The organism is Bacteroidota bacterium, assembly GCA_016715425.1.
Taxonomy (GTDB): Bacteria; Bacteroidota; Bacteroidia; order Chitinophagales; family BACL12; genus JADKAC01.
The window spans coordinates 451324-474250 of the sequence record JADKAC010000008.1 but is presented as its reverse complement, the minus strand read 5'-3'; the positions used below and the strand labels follow the sequence as shown (position 1 = coordinate 474250).

The 22927-nt window shown below is 35.8% G+C and carries 19 protein-coding genes; 14 read left to right on the top strand and 5 right to left on the bottom strand.

Annotated elements, in window-relative coordinates:
- Positions 1-28: 28 nt before the first annotated feature.
- From IPN31_16075 to murI, 7 genes are all read left to right on the top strand, one after another.
- Entirely contained in the window at positions 29-4582 is a 4554-nt protein-coding gene (locus tag IPN31_16075; protein ID MBK8683393.1) for a T9SS type A sorting domain-containing protein, read from the top strand.
- Positions 4583-4720: 138 nt separating this feature from the next.
- On the top strand, positions 4721-5587 hold the full coding sequence (locus IPN31_16070; GenBank protein MBK8683392.1) for an outer membrane beta-barrel protein: 867 nt from the start codon (positions 4721-4723) through the stop codon (positions 5585-5587).
- Positions 5588-5615: 28 nt separating this feature from the next.
- Positions 5616-6362: an isoprenyl transferase gene (locus tag IPN31_16065; GenBank protein MBK8683391.1), complete on the top strand. Its 747-nt coding sequence runs from the start codon at positions 5616-5618 to the stop codon at positions 6360-6362.
- Positions 6359-9022, top strand: a complete 2664-nt coding sequence (locus IPN31_16060; GenBank protein MBK8683390.1) for a BamA/TamA family outer membrane protein — start codon at positions 6359-6361, stop codon at positions 9020-9022. Before IPN31_16065 ends, IPN31_16060 begins: the two co-directional genes overlap by 4 nt.
- A 10-nt stretch (positions 9023-9032) precedes the next feature.
- Positions 9033-9563 carry an OmpH family outer membrane protein gene (locus IPN31_16055; GenBank protein MBK8683389.1) on the top strand — a complete coding sequence of 177 codons (531 nt, stop codon included), beginning with the start codon at positions 9033-9035 and terminating at the stop codon, positions 9561-9563.
- Between the two features lie 21 nt (positions 9564-9584).
- On the top strand, positions 9585-10094 hold the full coding sequence (locus tag IPN31_16050) for an OmpH family outer membrane protein (GenBank protein MBK8683388.1): 510 nt from the start codon (positions 9585-9587) through the stop codon (positions 10092-10094).
- A 78-nt stretch (positions 10095-10172) separates the two neighbouring features.
- The gene (gene murI / locus IPN31_16045) at positions 10173-11003 is read left to right on the top strand and encodes a glutamate racemase (protein ID MBK8683387.1); all 831 of its coding nucleotides are present in this window, start codon (positions 10173-10175) and stop codon (positions 11001-11003) included.
- Here the strand turns inward: murI and IPN31_16040 are convergent.
- Positions 11000-11998, bottom strand: a complete 999-nt coding sequence (locus IPN31_16040; protein MBK8683386.1) for a glycosyltransferase — start codon at positions 11996-11998, stop codon at positions 11000-11002. The two genes, murI and IPN31_16040, sit on opposite strands and share 4 nt — an antisense overlap.
- Before the next feature lie 154 nt (positions 11999-12152).
- Between IPN31_16040 and IPN31_16035 the strand changes: the two genes are divergently transcribed.
- The 3 genes from IPN31_16035 to IPN31_16025 all read left to right on the top strand — a co-directional run bounded on the left by IPN31_16035 (position 12153) and on the right by IPN31_16025 (position 14029).
- Positions 12153-12374, top strand: a complete 222-nt coding sequence (locus IPN31_16035) for a hypothetical protein (GenBank protein ID MBK8683385.1) — start codon at positions 12153-12155, stop codon at positions 12372-12374.
- A 15-nt stretch (positions 12375-12389) separates the two neighbouring features.
- Positions 12390-12905 carry a ferritin gene (locus tag IPN31_16030; protein MBK8683384.1) on the top strand — a complete coding sequence of 172 codons (516 nt, stop codon included), beginning with the start codon at positions 12390-12392 and terminating at the stop codon, positions 12903-12905.
- Between the two features lie 113 nt (positions 12906-13018).
- The gene (locus tag IPN31_16025) at positions 13019-14029 is read left to right on the top strand and encodes a hypothetical protein (GenBank protein ID MBK8683383.1); all 1011 of its coding nucleotides are present in this window, start codon (positions 13019-13021) and stop codon (positions 14027-14029) included.
- A 2-nt stretch (positions 14030-14031) separates the two neighbouring features.
- Here IPN31_16025 and IPN31_16020 read toward each other — a convergent pair whose 3' ends face one another.
- Together IPN31_16020 and uvrA are read right to left on the bottom strand one after the other, a co-directional pair.
- Entirely contained in the window at positions 14032-14559 is a 528-nt protein-coding gene (locus tag IPN31_16020; protein ID MBK8683382.1) for an SRPBCC family protein, read from the bottom strand.
- Positions 14560-14565: 6 nt separating this feature from the next.
- Positions 14566-17355: an excinuclease ABC subunit UvrA gene (gene uvrA, locus IPN31_16015; protein MBK8683381.1), complete on the bottom strand. Its 2790-nt coding sequence runs from the start codon at positions 17353-17355 to the stop codon at positions 14566-14568.
- Between the two features lie 281 nt (positions 17356-17636).
- Here uvrA and IPN31_16010 point away from each other — a divergent pair, with 281 nt between their 5' ends.
- From IPN31_16010 to mqnC, 4 genes are all read left to right on the top strand, one after another.
- Complete coding sequence (locus IPN31_16010) at positions 17637-18215, top strand: sigma-70 family RNA polymerase sigma factor (protein MBK8683380.1); 579 nt, start codon at positions 17637-17639, stop codon at positions 18213-18215.
- Between the two features lie 86 nt (positions 18216-18301).
- Positions 18302-18541 carry a hypothetical protein gene (locus tag IPN31_16005; GenBank protein MBK8683379.1) on the top strand — a complete coding sequence of 80 codons (240 nt, stop codon included), beginning with the start codon at positions 18302-18304 and terminating at the stop codon, positions 18539-18541.
- Positions 18542-18598: 57 nt separating this feature from the next.
- Positions 18599-19042, top strand: a complete 444-nt coding sequence (locus IPN31_16000; GenBank protein ID MBK8683378.1) for a nucleoside deaminase — start codon at positions 18599-18601, stop codon at positions 19040-19042.
- A gap of 114 nt (positions 19043-19156) precedes the next feature.
- Positions 19157-20281: a dehypoxanthine futalosine cyclase gene (gene mqnC / locus IPN31_15995; GenBank protein ID MBK8683377.1), complete on the top strand. Its 1125-nt coding sequence runs from the start codon at positions 19157-19159 to the stop codon at positions 20279-20281.
- Between the two features lie 74 nt (positions 20282-20355).
- On the opposite strand, the gene IPN31_15990 is transcribed toward mqnC, so the two are convergent.
- Positions 20356-20739, bottom strand: a complete 384-nt coding sequence (locus IPN31_15990; GenBank protein ID MBK8683376.1) for a hypothetical protein — start codon at positions 20737-20739, stop codon at positions 20356-20358.
- Positions 20740-20886: 147 nt separating this feature from the next.
- Positions 20887-22896, bottom strand: a complete 2010-nt coding sequence (locus IPN31_15985) for a dehydrogenase E1 component subunit alpha/beta (GenBank protein ID MBK8683375.1) — start codon at positions 22894-22896, stop codon at positions 20887-20889.
- Between the last annotated feature and the right edge of the window lie 31 nt (positions 22897-22927).

The window sequence follows — 22927 nt, the reverse complement described above, 5'->3', positions numbered from 1 at the left end:
ACCTTATTGATCACCAAAAATTTTATTTATGAAACAAAAATCTTTACTTATGATTGTAGTGCTGCTTATTGGTATGCACTTCCAGGCAACAGCCGACGTCGAACCTACAAATGACGTTTATTCTGGCGCTGAAACAATGGCTGAAAACGGCTCTGTATCCGGAACCATTGGAATACCCTCCACCGATCAAAATGACTGGTATATTTTTACTACTACCGATGATGGTAGTGTAAATTTATACTTAGACCACGAACCGGGAATGTATCATAGAATATATTTATATGATTCCGATGGAACAACTTCATTGGGTTCTGCAGAAGGATTTGACAATGCGAGCCAAACAGTAAATAATCTTGCTGCCGGCACTTACTACGCCAGAGTATATTATTACAGTTCCTCGTATATGAGTAACTATACCCTTACAAACACGGTAACACCCGCAACACTTGCTAACGATTCTGAACCCAACGATAGCCCAGGAACTGCTTTGACTATGGCAGAAAACGGATCTGTTATTGGTCATATAGGTTTCAGGTATAATGGTGGAAGCTATGATACCGATGATTGGTACATTTTCAATACAACCAACGATGGAGTTATAACTCTTGAATTAGTGCATGATCCCGGCATGTATCACCGAATTTATTTATATGATTCAGATGGTACTACATCTCTAGGATCAGCTGAAGGTACTGGCAGTGCAACATTTACAAAGAATAACCTTGCAGCTGGTACTTATTATGCAAGAGTTTATTATTTTAGTTCCACCTATTATAGTGGCTATACTCTAACCAACACAGCTACTCCGGCTACTCCGGCAAATGATTCAGAACCCAATGATTTATACACTGAAGCAAATACTTCTATTGCTGAAGATGGCTTTACAACTGGTCACATCGGGTTTAGAGAAAATGGAGGTGGCTTTGATACGGAAGACTGGTACACCGTTTCAATGGCCGATGCAGGAACTATTACTCTTGAATTAACCAATCAGACAGGCCAATATTTTGGTGTTTATCTGTATGATAATAATGGTACTACTTCTTTAGGTAGCAATTTTGAATACGACACTGCTAAAGTGATTGTTAAAAACCTGGAAGCTGGTGATTATTATATTAAAGTAGATAGTTATTCCTCAACCTACTATTCAGGATATAAATTACAATATACAACTACATCAGCAACATACACTGCCGATTCAGAACTCAATGATGATTATACTTTGGCTTCTGTATCTGTTCCTGAAAACGGAATGGTTGAAGGTCGAATAAGTTACAGAAGAAATGGAGGAACTTACGATACTAATGACTGGTACCATTTAGTTTCAACTTCTGATGGTGCAATTACTTTAAACATCTCAATGGATCCAGGCATGTACCATGGTATTTATTTATATGATGAAAATGGAACCACCTCCTTAGGAAACAATTTTAATTATGGAAGCGCTAGCATAACTGTTTTCAACTTACAAGCGGGAAATTATTATGCTAAAGTTGATAATTATTCTTCTACGTATTATTCAGGATATGAGCTTGAATTTGTTGTTACACCAACTCCTTATACCAATGACCCTGAGCCAAATGGAACCATTGGAACAGCTTCGCCGATGCTCACAAATTCTACTGTGGAAGGGCATATTGGATTTCGAGGCAACGGGACTGTTTATGATACAGAAGATTATTGGGAATTTACACTTTCAGAAATGGGAGAGGTTACCCTTTCAACACTAACATCAGATCTCAGTCAATACCACGGTATCTATTTATACAATTCAGGAGGCTTCAGCTTGGGCAATAATTTTGGATATGGCACAACAAGCCTTACAATAGTTGATCTTGTTCCTGGAATTTATTATGCAAAAGTTGATAATTATTCTGCAACCTATTACTCAAGCTACCAATTAACCAACACCTACTGCCCAGACGCAATCACAATTGTTGCCGAAGGAGAAACTACCTTATGTGAAGGTGAGTCTGTTATCCTAACCACACCCGATCATCATTGGAGTTACTTATGGAACGACGGTTCAACCACCGAAACAAACGCAGTAACCTTAGCAGGTGATTTCTCATTGACAATTGATAATGGAGATGGATGTGTGCGCACATCAAATACTTTAGCAGTAGATGTAACACCAAATCCTGTTGCAGTACTTGAAGCGGATGGCCCAACCACATTCTGTGAAGGTGGTTCAGTTACTATTACTGCAAATGTTCCCGGTTCACCGGATTCCTATTTATGGAGCAACGGTGAAACCACTTCTTCAATAACAGTATCAGAAAGCGGTGACTATTCAGTTACCATTTATAAAAATGATTGTTCTGCTATCTCCGATCCAATTGCAATTACAGTAAATCCAAATCCAACAGCAACAGTAACTGCTGATGGATCCACCACATTATGCGAAGGTGAAGATGTAATGCTTACAGCAAATACAGCATCTTCTTACTTGTGGAGCAACGGAGAAACCACACAATCAATTACAGTATCTGAAAGTGGAAATTATTCAGTAACAATTACAAATGAAAATAGCTGTACCGATGAATCTGATGCAGTAGCAGTAACCGTAAATCCAATTCCGGTAGCAACAATTTCAGCCGGTGGCGACACAGAATTTTGTGAAGGCGGCAGCGTAATGCTAACTGCATCAAGTGGTGATTCTTACTTATGGAGCACTGGCCAAACAAGTGCATCTATCTCTGCAACATCAGAAGGAAGTTACAGTGTAACAGTTACAGAAAACGGATGCAGTGCTACTTCATCTAATACAGATGTAACAGTAAATGCAAATCCAACCCCTTCTATTTCTGCTGATGGTCTAACTACTTTCTGCGAAGGTGGAAGTGTAAACTTGAGTGTAGATTCTTACTTCGATATTGTATGGAGTACAGGAGAAAACACAGAATCAATTAATGTAAATGAAGCAGGAGTTTATAATGTTACTGTAACAAATGACAACGGCTGTATGGGAACATCATCGGATGTAACCGTAACCACAGAAGTTTGTACTGAGCTTGTGATTTTTGCTGATGGTCCAACTACATTCTGTGAAGGCGGATCAGTAATACTTTCATCAAGTGAAGAAGCAGGAAATGTTTGGAACACAGGAGCAACCACCCAATCAATTACAGTTACTGAAAGTGGAGATTACTCATGTGTAAACGGAGATAACACATCCAATACAATTACAGTAACCGTAAATGCAAATCCGGAAGCCACAATATCAGCCGATGGCGATACTCAATTTTGTGAAGGTGGCAGCGTAATGCTAACTGCATCCGCAGGTGATTCTTACTTGTGGAGCACAGGCGAAACAAGTGCATCAATCGTTGCATCTTCCGAAGGTCTTTATAGTGTAACAGTAACACAAGACGGATGTAGTGCAACATCAGAAAATACAGATGTAACAATAAATGCAAATCCAACTCCTGAGATTTCTGCTGATGGTCCGACTACATTCTGTGATGGCGGTAGTGTGAACCTAAGTGTAGATTCTTACTTCGATATTTTATGGAGTACAGGAGCAAATACCGAATCCATTAATGTAACTGAAAGCGGAAGTTATAGTGTTACAGTAACCGATGCAAAAGGATGTAGCGGAGAAGCAGAAGCAGTTGAAGTAACAGTAGAATCTTGCGGAACAGAAGTTACTATAATTGCAGAAGGAGAAACCACATTCTGTGCAGGTGGATCAGTAATACTTACATCAAGTGAAGCAACCGGAAATATCTGGAGCACAGGCGAAACAACACAATCAATTACAGCTACAGAAAGTGGAGATTATTCAGTATCAAATGGAGCATTCGTTTCCAATACAATTACAGTAACCGTAGTTGAAGAAGCAAGTGTAAGTGTATCACCAATAGGTCCGGATAAGATTTGTTATGAAGGCAGTGTATTATTATCTGCAACAGCTTCATCCGGAGATTTGCAATGGCAAAGAAATGGAATGGATATCAGTGGTGAAACTGGTTCTTCACTTACAGTAACAGAATCAGGACACTACACATGTACTGTTGACAATGGAGTTTGCGATGCGGCAACTTCAAACTCAGTAAAGGTTACTTACTATAAAAATCTGCCAATAACACCCGCAGGAACTTCCTATATCTGTGATGGTTCTTCAGTTGTTCTTTCAGTAGATTATTATGCTACAGTAACTTATCAATGGTATAGGAATGGCGTTGAAATAATCGGAGCAACCGCTAATATTTATGAAGCAACCACTACCGGAAAATACAGAGTTGTATCCACATTAGATGGCTGCGGAAGAGTATCCAATATTGTACAGGTAATAGTAGATTGTCGTTTTGCATCTGAGTCAGAAATTGAATCTCAATTATGGCCAAATCCAACAAGTGAATCATTTAATATTTCTACTACAGCCGAAGAAAATGCGAAGCTGATAATTCAAATTTATGATATCAGCGGCAGCGAAGTATTTGCAATGACACATACACAATCATATTCAGGAGAGATATTAAATATCAATTTACCTGACCTTGCAAGTGGCATGTATTCAGTTGTAATACACTTTCCAAACGGAACAATGAATCAACATCCTTTGGTAATCAATAAGTAAGTGAAAACACTTAATAAAAAGAGCGGCTAAGGCCGCTCTTTTTTTTGCTTGATGTTTTTGCTTGATAATAAACATAACAATACTTTATGTTTTAAAACTACGTTCAGGTTGCAGTTTTGTAGTTTTGCCGGCCCAACTATGCAGTTGTATTACAATCTTAAACATATCGTATTACTTGTTCTTTTATTAAGCACTGTTTCTTTAATGGCGCAAGAGCGAGAGTATGGAATATGGGGTGGTTTATCACACTCCTTTGGAGATATAAATTATAATCTCAATAGTGTCCAATTTTCAAAGCCTGCCGCAGGATTATTTTACCGGTATAATAAAAATCCACGTATTGCTTATTATTTTGGTGTTGCCTATGGCAGCACTGCGGGAGATGATGCAATGGCTTCTGATACTTTTAGATTAGCACGCAATCTCAGTTTTAAAAGCAATCTGTTTGAGGCGACAACAAGGATAGAATTTAATTTTTTTGAACTGAACCGCTTGCGACAAGAAGATTGGTTCTCGCCTTTTATGTTTATTGGAATAGGGGCACTTTATTTTAATCCTAAAGCAAACTATAATGGTGATTGGATTGAGTTGCAACCGTTGGGAACAGAAGGACAACAATTTTCAGAACTCACCGGAATTGATCCTTACCACCGGCTTCAGGTAATTGTTCCTATTGGTGGCGGATTTAAATTTGCGATTGGTAAAAATGTTACTGTAGGTTTGGAAGCTAGTTGGAATAAATTATTTACAGATTACCTGGATGATGTGAGCAGTAAATATGTGGATCCAACTATTTTGGCATCGGGGCCAAATGGTGAAACAGTGGTTGCACTGGCAGACAGATCTGGTGAGTTATTGGATACACAGCCTATTGGAATCAACGGTAAACAACGTGGCGATCCCAATCATGATGATTCGTATATGCATGCCGGTTTATTTATTTCATACACTTTTGTAAAGCTGAAATGTCCTTCGCCCGGTGGCAATAAAAAGCGTTATAATTAAACCATCACCTATTTGGTAACTTTGCACGATGTCAGAAAATACCCTACTTGATCTTAACCGCATTCCGCAACATATCGCCATTATTATGGATGGCAATGGCAGGTGGGCAAAACGGCATGATAAACCTCGTATTTATGGGCATCAACAGGGAGTGGAGAGCGTTCGTACAATTGTGGAAGCTTGTAGAGAATTTGGTGTAAAATATCTAACTATATATGCCTTTTCTACAGAAAATTGGAACAGACCGCAGCAAGAAGTAAATGCTTTAATGGAATTATTAATTCGAAGCATTAGTAAAGAAACTCCTGAGCTTAATAATAAACATGTGCGCATTCGTATGATCGGTGATATGACATCTCTTCCTCAAGACTGCCGCATTCAATTAGATGATGCGATTAATCTTACTTCTCAAAATATGGAATTGCAATTGGTGTTGGCTTTAAGTTATAGTGGCCGTTGGGAAATTAAACATGCAATGCAATTAATTGCTAATAAAGTGCAGGAGGGAATTATTGAACCAGGTGATATAGATGAACAACTTATTAAAGAACATTTAACCACTTCAGATATACCAGATCCGGAACTTATAATTCGCACAAGTGGTGAATACCGTATCAGCAATTATTTATTATGGCAATCGGCATATTCTGAATTCTATTTTACCGAAACATTATGGCCTGATTTTAATCGGGATGCATTTGTAAAAGCATTGCATGATTATCAAGGCCGTGAACGCCGATTTGGAAAAATAAGTGAGCAAATACAAGTGAAATGATGCGGGGTTTACAAGGTATTTTATTATTTATAAGTTTTTTTATTTGCGCAAATAGTTTTGCGCAGAATTATGGTATTGATCCCAATCAGATTGACTTTGGAAAACAAAAACAATATGATATTGCCGGTATTAGAATCGAAGGAATTAAATCATTAGATGAACCGAGTCTAATTGCACGCAGTGGATTATTTATTGGATCTACAATTAATATCCCAGGTGATGAAATTAGCAATGCTATTGAAAATCTTTGGAAGCTGCGATTATTCAGCAATGTACAAATAGAAGTAGAAAAATTTAGTGGTAATGATGCTTTTCTGATTATAAGATTAGATGAGTTACCTCGTATCAGCAGATATTCACCGGGCGGATTAACAAAAGGTGAAGAAGAAGATATAGTAGAAAAAATTGATATCGTTAGAGGTACTCCATATACTGAATTTGTGAAGCGTGATATTGAATCTAAAGTCAAAGATTATTTTGCCGATAAAGGATTTCTGGCAGTGACAATAGATATATTTGAAAAACCGGATACTTTACAAAAAGGTTGGGTAATACTTTTTCTAGATATTGATAAAGGGCCTAAAACGAAAATTGGCAATATTACTTTTTATAACAATACGGTTTACAGCGATAGGCAATTGAAGGGTGCAATGAAAGATACCAAAACCAAAACTTATGTTGATCTTTTTTATAAAGATCCGGAAGATAGTTTGAATGCACAACGCTCACCATTGGGAATATTTTATTATGCCCTTACCAATATTACAATAAATAATTTGCGTGATTTTGCGGGTAACCGTATTCAATTTCGTTTATTCAGTTCATCAAAATTTAAAGAGGATGATTTGTATAAAGACAAAAATTCAATCATTGCGCTTTACAATGCCAAAGGCTATAGAGATGCCAAAATTTTACGTGATTCTGTTTACTATATAACCAATAGTGATATTCGAATTGACATTTATGTTGAAGAGGGTACTCAATATTATTTCCGCAATATTACATGGCGTGGAAATGCAAAATATAATAATTCAAGATTAGATTCCATGTTGGGGATTCATAAAGGTGATATCTATAATCAAAGTTTGTTAGAACGTAAACTGCGATTTGATCCGGTGAGTGGTGATATTACTTCATTATATATGGACGACGGTTATTTATTTTTTCAACTTACTCCTGTAGAAGTTGCTGTTATCGGTGATTCCATTGATTTGGAAATACGTATTCAGGAAGGACCACAAGCAACAATTGATCAAGTTACCATTAAGGGAAATACAAAAACAAATGAGCATGTAATCCGACGAGAGCTGCGCACATTACCAGGTCAAAAATTTAGCAGAACAAATTTAATTCGATCTCAAAGTGAGATTGCAAGATTAGGATATTTTGATCCCGAACAAATTGGTATCAATCCAATTCCCGATCCTACAACCGGTACCGTGGATATTGAATATACTGTAGTGGAAAGACCATCCGATCAATTGGAATTATCTGCCGGATATGCAGGTGGAGCTTATGGTGGCGTGGTGTTGCAGGCGGGTATCGTTTTTAATAACTGGAGCTTGAGTCAAATGTTTAAAAAGGGCGCTTGGAAACCAGTTCCTTCCGGTGATGGTCAAACTTTTTCACTGCGTATTAATACCAATGGCAGAAGATATCAATCCTACAATATTGCATTTGTTGAACCGTGGTTTGGCGGTAAAAAACCGAACTCACTTTCCACGAGTTTTTACAGAAGTTATTATGCGGATGATGATGATGGAAATTTTGCAACCGTTGAAGGAAGTTTTGTTACTACCGGTATTTCATTAGGCTATGGAATACGATTAAAATGGCCTGATGATTATTTTACTTTATTAAGTACAGTGAGTTATCAAATTTATTCGTTGGATGATTATGAAGGCTTTATTATTGAAGATGGCGTTTCTAATAATATCAGTTTAAAAGAAACCATATCAAGAAATTCTACGGATAATCCACAGTTCCCAAGATCAGGGTCTAATATCAGTTTCTCCGTTCAGCTTACCCCACCTTATTCATTATTTAATGATAAGGATTATACGGACATGCCCAATGATGAAAAATATAAATGGATAGAATATCATAAATGGAAATTTAATGCGGACTGGTTTACTCCAACCTTTGGAAAATTCATTTTGCGTACAGGAATTAAATTTGGGTTGTTAGGATATTATAATGAAAGCATTGGTGTTTCACCGTTTGAAAGATTCCAATTAGGTGGCGACGGACTTTCCAACTTTAATTTTTATGGAACAGATATCATTGCATTACGTGGTTATGAAGTATTTACGATCACCCCTTATACAACAACACCGAGACAAGAACCGGTATTCACAAAATATTCAATTGAAATGCGATATCCTATTTCATTAAATCCATCCGCAACAATTTATGGTATGGCCTTTTTGGAAGCAGGTAATTTATACCCCAATTTTGCATCCTTTGATCCTTTTAATGTGAAACGTGCAGCGGGTATTGGAATGAGAGCTTGGTTGCCCATGTTTGGTTTATTAGGTATTGATTACGGTGTTCGCTTTGATGAAGTATGGCCCGGAGAATTACAACCTGCAAGTGGCTTTTTTGATTACATTGGAAAAAATGGAAAGTTTAGCATAATTCTTGGCTTTGAGCCTGAATAAAAAATTTATTATGAAAAAGATACTCCTAACCACCATCGTTTTATTTACAGTGTTTACTGCGTTCAGTCAGCGTTTTGCATATGTGAATACAGAATATATTCTAAGCAATATGGCTGAATTCAGCGACGCTCAAAAGAAAGTAGATACATTCTCTGAAGACTGGAGAGCAGAAATTGCCAGACAACAAAAAGATATTGATGATACTTATCGGGCTTTTCAAAACGAACAATACTTGCTGACAGAAGAAGTAAAGAAATCCCGCATTCAGGAAATTGAAAATAAAGAACGGGCACTTAAAGAATATCAAAAAGTAAAGTTTGGCTATGAAGGTGAATTATTTCAAAAAAGAGAAGAACTTATTAAACCGATTCAGGATAAAGTGTATACAGCTATAGAAAAATTAGCAAAAGAACGGGGATATGATTTTATTTTTGATAAAGCAAATAGTACTACAATTTTATTTGCCGATACTAAAAATGACAGGAGTGATGATGTGCTACGCAGTATGGGCATTACACCCGGACAGAATACAAACAAATAATTAATTAAAACAAATACATCAATGAAATCTAGAGTAATTACAACAGTTGCAATTTTACTGTTATGTGTTGGCCTGACACAGGCACAAACAAAAATTGGTTATGTGAATTCACTTGAATTACTTGGCCAGATGCCTGAAATAAAAAAGGCGGATTCGGTATTACAGTCCCTTGCAAATGATTTGCAAAAGCAATACAGTTTGTATGTAATGGAATACCAACAAAAATTAGATGATTATAATAAAAATGTCGCTACCTGGACAGATGTAAAACGTGAAGCTACAGAGCAAGATCTAGTGGGTTTGCAACAACGCATTGGCGATTTTGAAAAATCATCTCAAGATAAAGTGGACAAGAAAAAACAAGAATTGTATGAGCCCGTACTTAAGAAAGCCAATGATGCCATACAGGATGTAGGTAAAGAAAATAAATTTAGTTATATCCTCGATAGCAGTGTGGGTGCATTGGTATATGTGGGTGAGGACCTGATAGATATTACACCATTGGTAAGAACCAAACTTAATTTGCAATAATTAATTTTTTAAATAATAAAAAGGCGTACTTAGGTGCGCCTTTTTTAGTTGTACAATGTTGTTATATTTATTCAATCTATGAGTGATCGCAAATCAGGACCAATCGGCGTATTTGATTCAGGCTATGGCGGATTAACCATACTGAAAGAAATTGTAAAAACTTTGCCCCAATATGATTATATCTATTTAGGTGATAATGCAAGAGCACCTTATGGAAATCGTTCTTTTGAAACGGTGTATGAATTTACATGGCAGCATGTGAAAAATTTATTCGGAATGGGATGTCAGTTGGTGTTGCTTGCATGCAATACGGCATCGGCAAAAGCATTGCGTAATATCCAGCAAAAAAATTTACCGGCAACAGATTCTAAACGTCGGGTGCTTGGTGTAATCCGACCAACAGCAGAAATTGTTGGTGAATATTCCACCTCTGGAAATGTGGGTGTTTTTGCTACCGAAGGCACAGTGAGATCTGGTACTTATATTATAGAAATACAACATTTTTTTCCTGAGTTACAAGTGTTTCAACAGGCCTGCCCTATGTGGGTTCCTATTGTTGAAAATAATGAAATAGAAAGTGAAGGAGCTACATTTTTTATTAAAGAATACATTAAAGAATTATTAGCACAATCAAATAATATTGACACTATTGTTTTGGGTTGTACGCATTATCCTTTATTGCAGAAGCAGATAAAGAAATACCTGCCATCGCATATTCAATTGATTAGTCAGGATAGTATTGTTGCAAAAAGTCTTGCGGATTATTTAATACGACATCCCGAAATAGAAACGGTTTGCAGTAAAGAAGGCACACGCACATTTTACACCACAGATGATGCAGAAAATTTTGATAAACATGCAAAATTATTTTTCGGAAGTGAAATAAAAAGTAAGGTCTTGCATATTTAATCTATTGAAGAAATTGCATCATTCACAACTTGCTTAAAAAATTGTGTATCCGCAGGAATATAAAATCTGATATCTGATTGATTGATTTTTTCTATCAATTCACCAATATTGCAATCTTCTTGTTTGCCATATAATACCTGATTATTTTTTGAGAGTTGTTGCACCAGATATTCCTGTTCTGTTTGTCCGGGTGTTGGAATAAAAATGCATTTCTTATTCAATTGAGAAAGATCCATTAAAGTACTGTAACCACCACGGGAAATAATTATTTCAGCTTCTTCTGCTAAAGCAAATAGCGCATCACTATTGCAATGCGATATTATTTGAATGTGTGAGTCTAACATTTTCATCTCTTGCTTTTCTGATTTTCCCTGCACAATTATAAACGGATAAGTAAGTATTGCCGCTTGTTTTAAAATCATTTCTTCAAACAACGTACGTTGTGGTTCCGGACCGGAAATAATAACAAGAATTTTTCCTGTTGAAGGAGGTGTTTCTTTTAATTTCTTAAATCGGGTTAATACTCCAAGATATTTTATGTTACGAGGTTTAATACCTGCATGACTAAGATCTCCGGCAATGTTTGGTTCTTTCTCCATATCCGGAACCCATACTGCATCAAATTTCTTATGGCGATAATACAACCATCGTTTAACAATTGATTGCATAAATTTTATCCCCGGAATTTTCACCATTAACTGATGCGTGATAATGATACTATGAACATTCGGATGATACATTCCATATCTGTTATCTGCAATTATTAAATCAGGCTTTTCTGTTATTACAATTTTATTTAATTCTAAATGTTCTGTGCGAATTCCATTAAATACTTTAAATAATTGCATCCCAATTTTTAAAATAAAATTTCCCGAACGTTGATATTCTATATTATAGGCAGATACATCATACATCGTAAAATGAGGAAATTCATTTTTTAACAACACCAGTGAACGACCGGAGGAAATAATAATAACCTCGCAATTACTCTGCATTAAATGTTGAATAATAGGGATACAGCGAGTAGCGTGCCCCAAGCCCCAATCGAGTGGTGCAACAATTATTTTTTTTCTATTATTTTTTTTTGAATTGCCGCTTTCCAAAATACTATTTGTGTACCTTCGTTTTACTAAAAATGCGTGCTAAGCTATGAAAATAAGAGTGTTATTATTTTATGCAATTGTGGGTTCGGTATTATTTTTTAGTGCCGGCTGCAATATTTTTAGAGGTGGTGAAAAATGTGATTGTCCGAAATTTGGTCAAACCGCTTCGATAGAAATAAATCATGCAGAAACAAATTTATCAGATTGGATTCCTCAGGAAAATTGCTTATATTCATCGAACAAACAAAACGTTGAAAATTTATATTAAAAACAATAAGGTATTATGATAAATAAAAAAATTGAAACTGCTTTAAATAAGCAAATTGAAGTGGAGGCTTATGCTTCTAATTATTATCTTGCTGCTGCATCCTGGTGTGATACCAAAGGATTGCAGGGATGTGCAAGTTTTATGAATCGTCATGCGGATGAAGAGCGCATGCACATGATGAAAATTTTTAATTACATCAATGATACTGGTGGACATGCTGTAGCTCCGGCTATTCAGCAACCGCCGTCAGAATTTAAAACATTGCTTGATTTATTTCAAGATGTATTAGCGCATGAAATAACTGTTACTGATTCCATTAATAAACTTGTGGATTTATGTTTAAGCGAAAAGGATCATTCCACTAATCAATTTTTGCAATGGTATGTTGCTGAACAACATGAAGAAGAAACTTTATTCCGCAATATTTTAGATAAGATAAATTTAATAGGTGATGATCCGAGAGGGTCTTACTGGATTGATAAAGAAATAGAATCCGTGAATGCAGCGATTAATGCAAAAGCGAAATATTAAATAAAAAAACCACCACTTCATCACAGTGGTGGTTTTTTATTTATATGCCATTTTGTTTTTTCTAATTTTACAGGATGAATACTTCGCAAGTCAATTTCTTGAACATTGCACTTATGTTGATTTCATGTGTAATTGCATTCATTCTTCCGTTCGAATTGTTTTTGTTCTCTTATGCAATTCTCGGCCCTTTGCATTATCTCACAGAAATTTCGTGGTTGCATAAACGCAATTATTTTGCACCACGAAAAAATGATTATATACTTCTTATTTTACTTACTCTTCTGATTGTTTTTCCGGGAGTATTTGGTTATGTATATACTACTTATGGTCCGAAAGATACAAGTGGAAATTTGATTGTTACAGAAGACATTGCCGCTATGATGCGCTTTTTTAGTGATATAAATCCCGGGATAATATTTTTTGCTTTTGCTGCTTCATTAATAATGATTATGGTAAAAAATAATGCCTACCGGTGGTTGAGTTTTGGATTGTTATTGCTGATTGGATTATTGATAAGAAAGTTTGAATTTTCCCGTGTTGTCTTTTCTATGTTTTTACCTACACTTATTCATGTATTTCTTTTTACCGGCGCATTTATTTTGGTGGGTGCATTAAAAAGTAAAAGCACTTCCGGTTATTTATCCATACTTGTATTTATAGGCTGCGCAATAAGTTTCTTTTTTATTTTCCCCAATGGCGCTGGGTATCAAATTTCAGAATATGCTAAGCGCAGTTATGATGTTTCTTTGTACTCTTTAAATCAGCAAATTTTTCATTCTTTTCTGAATGTACCTGATGCCGATGGACAGACTGTATATTACAGCAGCGCTGGCATTTTAATTACCCGTTTTATTGCGTATGCATACACTTATCACTATCTCAATTGGTTTAGTAAAACATCAGTTATTCAGTGGCATAAAATTCCCAAGCAGCAACTTTTTGTAATAATTTCACTTTGGATAATTAGCATTGTATTATATGCGTCTAATTATTACACAGGATTAATGGCTTTATATTTCTTAAGCTTCTTGCATGTGGTGTTGGAGTTTCCACTTAATTTCCAAAGCTTTAAACAAATCGGCGAACAATTGCGATTGCGTTTTTCTTTTAGAAGTTCCGGGTAATATTATTTTTTCTCGGCAGTTTGTTTTAAAATTTTTAATCCGATTTCCATATCACGTCCCATCCATTTTGGTAACATCAATGCTATAATTTTTGCGATACCAATGCGACGCATTTTTCCGATTGCTTCCCATTGCACATGAGTGCTTCCTCCAATATCTTTCAATGTAAAAAAATAGTAAATGCGAAAGCCACTATTATTAAACATGAGTTGCATTTCCAATTGTTGATTCGGATTGGATTTTAGAATTTCCATTCTGCCTGCTCCCAATTTTTTTCCTTTCCATTGCATGATTGCACCGGTGCCGGAATATTTTTTGGGAAATGTAAAAATAATGGATGCATCATTTTGTGTGCTCCATGCGCTCCAAGTTTCCCATTGTTTCAGATTTTCTAAATAAGAAAATATTATTTTTTTATCTGCATTTATACTGAGATTTCTTTCAAAAGAAATTTTTGAGGGTAAAAAAATTCCGACAATTATTAGCAGGGCAAATGCACCTGAAAGAATGATAAGTATTGTTGATAGCATTAAATATTATAATTTTTCTTTCAGATATTTTCCGGTATAACTTTCGGGTATAGATATTAATCCTTCAGGCTTTCCTTCATATAGAAGATAGCCACCCTTTTCACCACCTTCCGGACCTAAATCAATTATCCAATCCGCACATTTAATTACTTCCATATTATGTTCAATCACTAATATGCTATGGCCACTTTCTATCAATGCATTAAATGCATCCAACAACTTGCGTATATCATGAAAATGCAAACCTGTTGTCGGTTCATCAAAGATGAAAAGTATATGATCTTTTGTGCGGCCCTTTCCTAAAAAAGAAGCAAGTTTTACACGCTGTGCCTCACCGCCACTCAATGTATTACTGCTTTGTCCTAATTGCACATATCCTAATCCTACATCTGCCAGTGGTTGCATTTTTGTTGCCACTTCCTGATGATCTTTAAAAAAAGTAATTGCTTCTTCAATACTCATTTCCAAAACATCTGCAATGGATTTATCTTTGTATTTCACTTCAAGTATTTCAGGTTTAAATCGCTTGCCTTTACAATCTTCACATTGCAAATGCACATCAGCTAAAAATTGCATTTCCACAATTATTTCTCCTTCACCTTTGCAATGTTCGCAGCGGCCACCATCCACATTAAAAGAAAAAAAACTGGGTTTAAATCCACGAGCTTTTGAGCCCGGGAGTGATGCATATAATTCACGAATAGAATCGTATGCTTTTACATAAGTTACTGGATTTGATCGGCTCGATTTTCCAATTGGATTTTGATCAATCATTTCTACTTGCGATATTTTTCTCCAATCACCGGTCAGCATCATGGATAGCACTGTGCTCTCCGAATCGTTATCCATTAACTTCATTAACTCCGGATAGAATACATGTTTAATTAATGTAGTTTTTCCTGAGCCACTCACGCCGGTTACCACTGTTAATCCATGCAGAGGAATTGTTACTGAAATATTTTTTAGATTATGCATGGATGCATTTTTCAAATGCAATAAATTCACAAGCTTGCGACGTTTTTTTGGAGTTTCAATTTGCATATTGCCATGTAAATATGCCGCAGTTAATCCTTTTGATTCTGCATTCATCTCTGCATAATTTCCCGCAAAAACAACATTGCCTCCATGCACTCCTGCTTCTGGTCCGATATCAATCAAATGATCAGCACTGCGAATCACTTCTTCTTCATGTTCCACTACTACAACTGTATTTCCAAGATCACGCAATTGTTTTAAAACACGCACCAATCTTCCGGTATCTCTTGGATGTAATCCAACACTAGGTTCATCTAAAATATATAATGAAGAAGTAAGATTACTTCCCAATGTTCTAGTAAGATTTATACGCTGTGTTTCTCCACCTGATAATGTATTGCTGCGCCTGTTTAGATTTAAATATCCCAAACCTAAATCAAGCATATATTGCAAACGATTTTTTATTTCAATTAGTAATCTGTTTGCTAATTTTTGTTCGTATTCTGTGAATTGTATTGTATCAAAAAATTGTGTGAGATCTTCTATCGGCATTACTAATAAATCACCAATTGATTTACTATTTATTTTCACATAATTGGCGTCTTGACGAATACGTGTTCCATTACATTCCGGACAAACAGTGCGTCCACGATATCTTGCAAGCAACACACGATATTGAATTTTATATGCATTCTCTTCCAGCATTTTAAAAAATTCATTCAAGCCCCAAAAATATGCATTGCCTTCCCATAATAAATCTCTTTGCTTCTGACTTAATTGATTAATGGGTTTATGAATTGGGAAATCAAATTTTGTAGCAGAGCGAATTAATTTTTCATTCCAGCTACTCATTTTTTCACTGCGCCAGCATGCAATTGCTCCCTGGTAAATACTCATTGATTTATCGGGAATAACTAAATCCGAATCCACACCGATTATGGTACCAAATCCTTCACATCGTTTGCATGCACCAAAGGGATTATTCTGATTAAAAAAATTGGGGGATGGTTCTTCAAATAAAATTCCATCTGCCTGAAAGCGATTTGAAAATTTTCTGCTTTCACCATCTTCCAGAAATAAAATCAATTCCCCATTTCCTTCATAAAAAGCAGTTGCTGCAGAATCTGCTATCCGTTGTTGATTTTCTTCATCACCCGGTTTAATAATTATTCTATCAATGAGTAATGACGCATTCAGCTTTTTTTGTTTTGCAAAATCTTTATCCTCAATAATATCTTCAATTTTTACAATCTCATCTCCTATAAGAAATCTTGTAAATCCTTTTTGTAAATAAATATTTGCAACATCGGCAATAGATTTCTTAGCATCATTTTTTAAAGAAACCAAAATATATAATCTGCTTCCTTCAGGTAATGCATCACAATAATCCACAACATCACTCACCTGATGTTTTTGTACTTCTTCACCCGACACCGGAGAAAATGTTTTTCCAACACGAGCATACAGCAAACGGAGATAATCATAAATTTCTGTAAGTGTACCTACGGTGCTGCGTGTTGTTCTTGTAGTTATTTTTTGATCTAATGCAATAGCGGGGCAAATTCCTTTTATATAATCTACATCCGGTTTATTTAATCGGTTAAGAAATTGACGGGCATAACTTGAAAGACTTTCAACATACCGTCTTTGACCTTCTGCATATAGTGTATCAATAGTAAGAGATGATTTACCCGAACCACTGACGCCGGTAACCACTACTAACTTATTGCGTGGAATAAAAACATTAATATTTTTAAGATTATGCTCACGGGCACCTTTTATAAATATTCCATTTTGTGAATTCTCTTCAGCCTCTGCTATCACAGGTTCTTTCGCTCTGCGCTTTACTTTTATTTTTTCCAATTCTCGCCTCCCTCTCTAAATTATAATTTGACAATTTTAGGTTTTTATGTCAAATCTTTGAAACATTAAGAAAATTTAATCGTATCCGTTGACTAATTGTTTTGAAAATGCCAAAACAATTATATATTTGTTCAGTCAATTATTACTCAACTTCAAAAAACAAAAAAAGCTTATAAGGTTCACTTCTACTCTAAACATTTAAGAAGTATTATTTAATGATCTCTCAACCTTATAAAGTTATGCAAATTCAAACCATGCTTGACAAGAAGCTAGTGAAGCTTTACATGTCAGGAAACGAAGCAGCTCTTGAAGTTTTAATCAACCGCCACAAAGATAAGATTTACACATCCATCCATTTTATGGTGAAGGATAGTTTTCTTGCAGAAGATATTTTTCAGGATACGTTTGTCAAGGTGATAGATACCTTGCGCAGCGGCCGTTATCGGGAGCAAGACAAATTCCTTCCTTGGGTGATGCGTATTAGTTATAACCTGTGTATTGATCATTTCCGCAGAGGAAAACGTATGCCTGTGGTAAACACGGGAGAGGACTTCGATATATTTGATGTGCTGGGATTAGAAGATAAAAATATTGAAGACAGCTTGGTGAATGACCAGACAGTTGATAAAGTGCGTGCACTTGTAAGCAATCTACCTGAAGAGCAACGCCAAGTGTTGATACTAAGACATTACAGCGATTTAAGTTTTAAAGAAATTGCAGATATGACTGGTGTTAGTATAAATACTGCATTAGGTCGAATGCGTTATGCCTTGATAAATATGAGGAAGATGATAGTAGAAAAAAATATCAGCATCTGATACAATACTTGCATTTTATAATGCGTTTAGATTGCGGCTTTCACATTGAGATGCCGCAATTTTTTTTTCACCTTAAAATGCAATGCATGATAAAAGATTTTACTCAAGATGATGTAATCAGATACTCGTACGATGAAATGGAAACAACAGAACGTATGTCGTTTGAAGTAGCATTAGCAATTAATTCCGATTTAAATTTTTTGCTAGAATCAATTGAAGAAAGCAAAGCAGATTTAGATTCAATAATGCAATCTCCCCGACATGTTATTGTTGATCAAGTACTGAGGTACAGCAGCCACACGGCTCCAATGGAGCATACGCTGTAAACGAATTAAAGCCCTGCAAAAGCAGGGTTTTTTATTTCCCACACTTATCTTCGCCGGATGGGAATATTACTAAACCCGGATCAATATTTTATGCAGAAGGCAATTGCATTAGCAGAAAAAGCATTGCAGGAAGATGAAGTACCCGTGGGTGCATTGATTGTTTCGGATACAAAAATTATTGCGCAATCATATAATCTCGTTGAACGATTACATGATCCTACTGCACATGCAGAAATGCAAACTATTACGGCTGCTTGCAATTATTTCGGCAGTAAATATTTACCCGACTGCACTATTTATGTAACTCTTGAACCATGTACTATGTGTGCCACCGCAATATTCTGGGCACAAATAGGAAGATTAGTTTACGGAGCCTCTGATATGAAATTGGGTTATTCAAGATTCAATAATATTTTACATCCGAAAACAGAAGTTACTTCGGGAATTGAAACAGAAAAATGTGCTGCCTTGCTGAAAGATTTTTTTAAAGGAAAACGTTGAGCATTTTTATTTAATGATTGATACACTTTTGCGCATTCAATTCAAATAGAGTTTTCTTAAAACCAATTACAGATGTATCATGTTGTAGATTTGCAAACAGGCATTTTAATCAATATGCAATTACAAACATTATATAAAAAAGCATTAGCGTCCGAATTTCTTACCGTAGAAGAAGGCGTGTATTTATTTGAAAATGCACCTACTGCTGTGCTAATGGATATTGCGCATACATTGCGACAAGAAAAAGTACCGGGTAATAAAGTAACCTGGATTATTGATCGCAATTTGAATACAACAAATATTTGTGTTGCCAATTGTAAGTTCTGCAATTTTTATCGTGTGCCCGGACATGCTGAAGGATATATTACGGATAAAGAAACATACCGAGTAAAAATTGAAGAGACCATTCGATATGGTGGTGAGCAATTATTATTACAAGGCGGACATCATCCGGATTTAGGATTGGATTTTTATGTAAAAACTTTCAGCGATATAAAAGAAATGTTTCCGCAGATAAAATTGCATTCATTAGGGCCACCTGAAATTCATCATATCGCCTCTCTTGGAAATTATTCTTATGAATATGTATTAACTGAATTAATGAAAGCCGGTTTAGATTCTTTGCCGGGTGCCGGTGCAGAAATATTAGTGGATCGTGTGCGTAAAATAATTTCAACAGGAAAGTGCAATAGTGATGAATGGCTGAACGTAATGCGCACTGCTCATAAACTTGGATTGACTACAAGTGCTACGATGATGTTCGGACATATAGAAACTATTGAAGAGCGCTTTTTACATTTAGAAAAATTGCGACAAGTGCAAAGTGAAAAACCTGAAAATGCAAAAGGATTTTTAGCTTTTATTCCATGGACATTTCAGGATGAAGGAACTACATTGAAAAAAATTCGTCGTGCAAAAAATGATACTACAGCGGATGAATATATTCGCATGATTGCAATGTGTAGAATTTTTCTACCGAACATTAAAAATATTCAGGCAAGCTGGTTAACCGTTGGCAAACAAGTGGCGCAAGTTTGTTTACATGCCGGCGCAAATGATTTCGGCAGTATTATGATTGAAGAAAATGTGGTGAGTGCCGCAGGTGCGCCACATCGGTTTACATCTCGAACAATTCAGGAATCAATTCGCAACGCAGGATTTATTCCACAACTACGTACTCAACAATATGAAAACAGAGAAATCCCGGAGATGATTGAAGAGCAGGTTATTAACTATTGAGAGATAAATATTCTTATCTCGTTAATTTTTTATTTTTTTAAGAATAAATAAATACAATATTCATTGCACTCATTTTAAAATACTATTTCAAAAATTATAAGCTGTTTTCCCGTCTCTGCTGCAAATTTTAAAACAAGATATCGCAACATGTGGGGAGGCATAAAACTGAGTGATTCTTTTATTTTTTCAAATCCTTCTTTATCATCTGATTGAATTTGTGCGCCTTCATTTTTTATATGATAAAGTACAGTAGCTTCATGTACACAAATATCATTTTCGTCGCTGCAAAAACATTCCATACTGATTATATCTGTGCCTTTCATTTTTATAGATACTACATATTCATCATACGCATCCACCACCGCATGCCATTCGTAACCATTGATATTAAATATATGTTTGATACGACCTTCGGTAAAATATTTAAATGCTTTTTGTTGGGTTTCGGTATCAAGCATTGTTTCGAAATTATTCAGGTGGATCATTGTCTGTTTTTAATTCTTTAAAATTGTCTGAATCACAGATTAATTGGATTAAAAGATTACACGGATTTATTTCATTTTCACATTTGCAAATTATCTCATTTGCTCATCAGCTAATCACCCTCACCATTCCAAAAGCTTCCTCACCATTTCTTCAAAACGTTTTTCAGGTAGAAAGTTTTTTTCTAAAGGAATTGCAAAAGGTACTGGTGTATCGAGTGATGCGCAACGCATAACAGGTGCATCCAAATGTTGAAACATGTGTTCGGAAATATAGGCTGCTATCTCTGCACCTATGCCACCAGTTAAAGTATCTTCATGCAACACAATAACTTTTCCTGTTTTATTTACAGTAGTATTTATTGCAGGTTTATCCAATGGAATTAATGTGCGCAGATCTAACACATCGGCACTGATATCCGGATTTTTTTCTAAGAATTTTAATGCCCATTGCACACCCATACCATAAGTAATTATAGAAATATCATTGCCTTCTTTCACCCAATTTGCATGACCAATTGGTATGGTATAATAATCATCAGGTACATCTTCGGTATTACTGCGATACAATGCTTTATGTTCAAAAAACATTACCGGATTCGGATCTTCAAATGCGGCGAGCAATAATCCTTTTGCATCTGTCGCATTGGAAGGATACACAATTTTTAAACCGGGTGTATGAAAAAACCAGGCTTCATTACTTTGACTGTGAAATGGTCCGGCACCTACACCTGCACCTGTAGGCATGCGAATAACCGTATCTACATTTTGTCCCCAGCGATAATGCATTTTTGCAATATTATTTACTACCTGATTAAATCCGCTGGTAACGAAATCTGCAAATTGCATTTCCACCATACTCTTCATGCCTTTAATACTTAAGCCAACTGCAGCACCGAGAATTGCAGATTCACAAATAGGTGTATTGCGCACACGAGATTTTCCAAACTCTTCCACAAAGCGTTCAGTAATTTTAAATACACCACCATACTCCGCAATATCCTGTCCCATCAAAACAAGTGAATCATGTTTTTTCATCGCCATCCACAATGCATCACTAATTGCATCTACCATTCTTTTTTGTGTGGTTGCTTGCACTTTTGGTTCGGTAATAATTTGTGTGTAAGGAGCATACACATCATGCAATTCATCTTCAGTATTTGCTGTGGGTTCCGGTTCCGCAAATCCGGCTTGAATACCTGATTCAATTTCTTTTACTATAGCTGATTTATATTCTTGTTTTAATGCATCATTTAATAAACCGATGCTGAATAAATAATTTTCATAATTTACAACAGGATCTTTTTTACCCCACATTTCCAATAATTCTTTCGGCACATATTTTACACCACTTGCTTCTTCATGTCCACGCATACGAAACGTATTGCATTCCAATAACACAGGTTTAGAATCAATCAACATTTGCGCACGAATATCTTGTATCACTTTCACCATTTCAAGAATATTATTTCCGTCAACAGTAAATGCTTTCATGCCATAACCGATTCCACGATCCGCTAATTTTTCACAACGATATTGTTCGTTGGTTGGAGTGGACAATCCATATCCATTATTTTCAATAATAAAAATTACAGGTAAATCCCAAACAGAAGCTACGTTTAAAGCTTCATGAAAATCGCCTTCGCTGGTGCCGCCTTCGCCGGTAAAAACAGCAGTAACTTTTCCATCATTATTTAATTTAGATGCTAAGCCAATTCCATCAGCAAGTGTTAATTGCGGACCGAGATGCGAAATCATTCCAACGATGTGATATTCGTTTGTACCGAAATGAAAACTGCGTTCACGAGCTTTAGAAAATCCATGGTATTTACCTTGCCATTGCATAAACATTTTATCGAAAGGCACCTTGCGGGTTGTCCAAACACCGAGGTTGCGATGCATGGGTAAAATATATTCGTCTTTATCCAACACCCATGCAGTAGCAACGGAAATTGCTTCTTGTCCGATACCGCTAAACCATTTACTAATTTTCCCCTGACGCAGCAGGTTCAGCATTTTTTCTTCAATCATGCGTGGCTTTAATAAGCTCTTGTACAAATCCAGTAATTGATCGTCGCTGAATTTATGTCGCTTATATTCTATTATATGCGAATGTTCTTTAATGCTTTCCATTTGTTGTGAATTATGGCAAAGGTAAGAGAGA

What these genes read in the sequence shown, in the direction of transcription:
- IPN31_16065 (MBK8683391.1), top strand. Translation starts at nt 5,616, where the DNA reads ATGTCAGAAAATACCCTACTTGATCTTAACCGCATTCCGCAACATATC.
- IPN31_16010 (MBK8683380.1), top strand. Translation starts at nt 17,637, where the DNA reads ATGCAAATTCAAACCATGCTTGACAAGAAGCTAGTGAAGCTTTACATG.
- IPN31_16035 (MBK8683385.1), top strand. Translation starts at nt 12,153, where the DNA reads ATGAAAATAAGAGTGTTATTATTTTATGCAATTGTGGGTTCGGTATTA.
- IPN31_16000 (MBK8683378.1), top strand. Translation starts at nt 18,599, where the DNA reads ATGGGAATATTACTAAACCCGGATCAATATTTTATGCAGAAGGCAATT.
- IPN31_16060 (MBK8683390.1), top strand. Translation starts at nt 6,359, where the DNA reads ATGATGCGGGGTTTACAAGGTATTTTATTATTTATAAGTTTTTTTATT.
- IPN31_16055 (MBK8683389.1), top strand. Translation starts at nt 9,033, where the DNA reads ATGAAAAAGATACTCCTAACCACCATCGTTTTATTTACAGTGTTTACT.
- mqnC (MBK8683377.1), top strand. Translation starts at nt 19,157, where the DNA reads ATGCAATTACAAACATTATATAAAAAAGCATTAGCGTCCGAATTTCTT.
- IPN31_16070 (MBK8683392.1), top strand. Translation starts at nt 4,721, where the DNA reads ATGCAGTTGTATTACAATCTTAAACATATCGTATTACTTGTTCTTTTA.
- IPN31_16075 (MBK8683393.1), top strand. Translation starts at nt 29, where the DNA reads ATGAAACAAAAATCTTTACTTATGATTGTAGTGCTGCTTATTGGTATG.
- IPN31_15990 (MBK8683376.1), bottom strand. Translation starts at nt 20,739, where the DNA reads ATGCTTGATACCGAAACCCAACAAAAAGCATTTAAATATTTTACCGAA.
- IPN31_16005 (MBK8683379.1), top strand. Translation starts at nt 18,302, where the DNA reads ATGATAAAAGATTTTACTCAAGATGATGTAATCAGATACTCGTACGAT.
- IPN31_16040 (MBK8683386.1), bottom strand. Translation starts at nt 11,998, where the DNA reads ATGCAGAGTAATTGCGAGGTTATTATTATTTCCTCCGGTCGTTCACTG.
- IPN31_16050 (MBK8683388.1), top strand. Translation starts at nt 9,585, where the DNA reads ATGAAATCTAGAGTAATTACAACAGTTGCAATTTTACTGTTATGTGTT.
- IPN31_16030 (MBK8683384.1), top strand. Translation starts at nt 12,390, where the DNA reads ATGATAAATAAAAAAATTGAAACTGCTTTAAATAAGCAAATTGAAGTG.
- IPN31_15985 (MBK8683375.1), bottom strand. Translation starts at nt 22,896, where the DNA reads ATGGAAAGCATTAAAGAACATTCGCATATAATAGAATATAAGCGACAT.
- IPN31_16020 (MBK8683382.1), bottom strand. Translation starts at nt 14,559, where the DNA reads ATGCTATCAACAATACTTATCATTCTTTCAGGTGCATTTGCCCTGCTA.
- IPN31_16025 (MBK8683383.1), top strand. Translation starts at nt 13,019, where the DNA reads ATGTTGATTTCATGTGTAATTGCATTCATTCTTCCGTTCGAATTGTTT.
- murI (MBK8683387.1), top strand. Translation starts at nt 10,173, where the DNA reads ATGAGTGATCGCAAATCAGGACCAATCGGCGTATTTGATTCAGGCTAT.